This is a genomic window from Ectobacillus sp. (assembly GCF_056992975.1).
Window position 1 is genome coordinate 1 of record NZ_JBXKMX010000036.1, and the last position, 2,777, is coordinate 2,777.

Here is a 2,777-nt window from a genome sequence, read left to right on the forward strand (position 1 = left end):
CAATTTTACTATTTTTATAAAAGTAGATAAGAAAGGAGAAAACATTCCTTTCTCTTGCACATAAGGTACTAATATGAATAAATTATGCATGGTCAATTATTTTTATTCTAAGCGAATGGATGAAAAAGAAAGTGAAAAATCAGATGAAATTTGACTGGCTCTGAGTAGGCACAGTGTAACCGGTGCTACTTTAGATAAATAAATAGCTTCCCTACTTAAATTAAAAGGCCCTGATCGTGGAACTTATAGATCATATAGGGGGTAATACCTGTGAATTTTCTAACGAATAAAGAAATAACAGAAAGGTGGAAATAGCAATGCTCAAAATCTCCTTGATTGTTCCTACTTACAACAGGGAAAAGTATCTAATCAAAGCACTGTCCTCTTTCTTGAATCAGAGTCTCTCTCCAGATAAATATGAAATTCTGATTGTGGACAACAATTCGACAGATCAGACTGCTCTTTCAGTGAGAAAAATCATGGAATCCGGGACCGTTCCTTGGAAATACCTGCTAGAGGCTAAGCAAGGGCTCCATTATGCGAGAAACAGGGGTATTCTGGAAGCGAAGGGAGATATCGTGGTTTTTGGGGATGATGATATCATCGCCAGCGACACTTGGCTGGAGGCCGTCATGCAAGAATTCGAGAGGCATCCACAAACTGGAATCTGCGGCGGCAAAATTAAGCCACTGTGGCAAGAAAAGCCTGTAAACTGGGTTTATGATTACGGATCGTCCAAGATTCATCCTGTGTTCGCTTATCTTGATTATGGAGAGGAAAGATTAACACTTCGCAATGAAAATGTGTTCGGTTGCAATTTTGCCATCCAACGCGACTTGGCTATCCAGATTGGCGGAAGCTTTCCTGATACATTTCCCCCTTACTTGAAGCATCTCTCCGGCACAGGAGAAAACGCCATGATTGACAATGCAAGAAAACTCAATTATGAAATCATTTATTTGCCTGAAGCCCTTGTATATCATCATGTAGATTCCTTACGAATGACCATAAACTATTTTATTGATCGTTATGAGCGTTGGGCCGTTGAAGATGTGTTTTCTTTATTTAGAAATAAAGAAAAAAAACAAGCGGCTAAAGAACTAGTACAAATCGCTCTGGACAGATTGTCTCGTCTAGAAAAGGACAGCGCTAATAAATTCAATCCTGAATACTATCAAATTATTAATAAGCGATACGCCTATCAAATGATCGAACAAACTGTACGGGTCCTAATCGATCCATCCCTCTATCATCATATCAACCTGGCCAGTTACTTAGAGCAGGCTTAAAATTTTTTCCCATTTCGTTATACAGAGAAGTTGATTATCTACATATAGTAGGTAATCAACTTCTTTTTTCCTTCATTAGAAATAGTATCAGTATTGTCCATGTTTGATAGCTTTCTTGTACCATTTGACCAATCTAGGGCAAATGCTGTGACGATTGATACATAGAATTCATATTAATACTAAGAAAACAATCTTAAGTATGAAAGTGTCTTTAAATTACTGGAAAGATGTTCTATGAGTACAATTACAGATGGAAGAAGTGATCCTATGAATAATCAGAATATGCCCTTAGTAAGCATCATTACCCCTTCCTTCAACCAAGCAGCTTTTATTGAAGAAACAATCCAAAGCGTATTGATACAAGATTATCCTTACATTGAACATATTGTTGTTGATGGAGGCTCCGTAGATGGTACGCTGGAAATTTTAAAAAAATACAGTCATCTCGGAAATCGATTTCGTTACATTTCCGAACCGGATCGTGGCCAATCCGATGCCATTAATAAAGGCTTAAAAATGGCTAAAGGGGATATTATAGGCTGGTTAAATTCGGATGATACTTATTTGTCAGGAGCTGTTAGTAAGGCGGTAGCTGCTCTGCAGAAACATTCCGAGTGGGCTATGGTGTACGGCAAAGCTTATCATATAGATGAAAACAGTCAAATTATGAACTCTTATCCTGTTCAATCGTTTGACAGAGAAGACTTATTTCACTTTTGTATTATTTGTCAACCTGCTGCATTCGTGCGAAAAAACATATTTACGGCTGTAGGAGGAGTAGATAATGATCTCAATTTTTGTATGGATTATGATCTATGGATCCGTATCTCAAAAGATTATCCCATAGGACATATAGAAGATTACCTGGCTAATTCTAGATTACATTCTGCTTGTAAATCTGTAGCACAGATTACTAAAATCTTGCCGGAAATTATGAAAACAAGCGTTAAACACTTTGGGACAGTTGCTAACGACTGGCTTTATCATTTTCTGCAACACTATTCTCAAATAGGTGTTTTTTGGTATTTAAGTTTGTTCAAAAAATATGATGTTCTCGGTACCACTCCACAAATCTTAGATATGAACGGGTATTCGGATTTATGGGTTCCTCCAAATTTTCGTGTTTCCATTCAAGTTGATCCACAATATCCGCTGCATCTGTTGATGATTAAAGGAATAAATCAGATATCCAGTGATTTGAGTTGTGATGTATCAGTTAATGGACGAGAAGTTCAAAGATATAATATTCCAAGCAGAGAATTTATTCTTAAAATATTAGTTGATTCAAAGATCTCTAATAATGTTATTGAGATCTTTAGCGATAGACATATTGTTCCTGCTGAGCTAGGAATAAATTCCGATACGCGAACCTTAAGCTTTTTGATTGAAGAATTGATACCTTTATCAGTAGAAGAATACAGTTTTTATCAAGAATTTCAAAAAGGGCCTGCATATGCATTAGCGTGGATGCAAAAAAATAGACATCCA

The 2,777-nt window shown here is 36.7% G+C and carries 2 protein-coding genes; both read left to right on the forward strand.

Going from position 1 to position 2,777, the window contains the following annotated elements:
• The first annotated feature begins 317 nt into the window (after positions 1–317).
• The gene (locus AC11ZT_RS01390) at positions 318–1,289 is read left to right on the forward strand and encodes a glycosyltransferase (protein ID WP_484057890.1); all 972 of its coding nucleotides are present in this window, start codon (positions 318–320) and stop codon (positions 1,287–1,289) included.
• A 234-nt stretch (positions 1,290–1,523) separates the two neighbouring features.
• Positions 1,524–2,777, forward strand: a 1,254-nt coding sequence (locus tag AC11ZT_RS01395; RefSeq protein WP_484057891.1) for a glycosyltransferase family 2 protein, incomplete at its 3' end; no start/stop codon positions are given.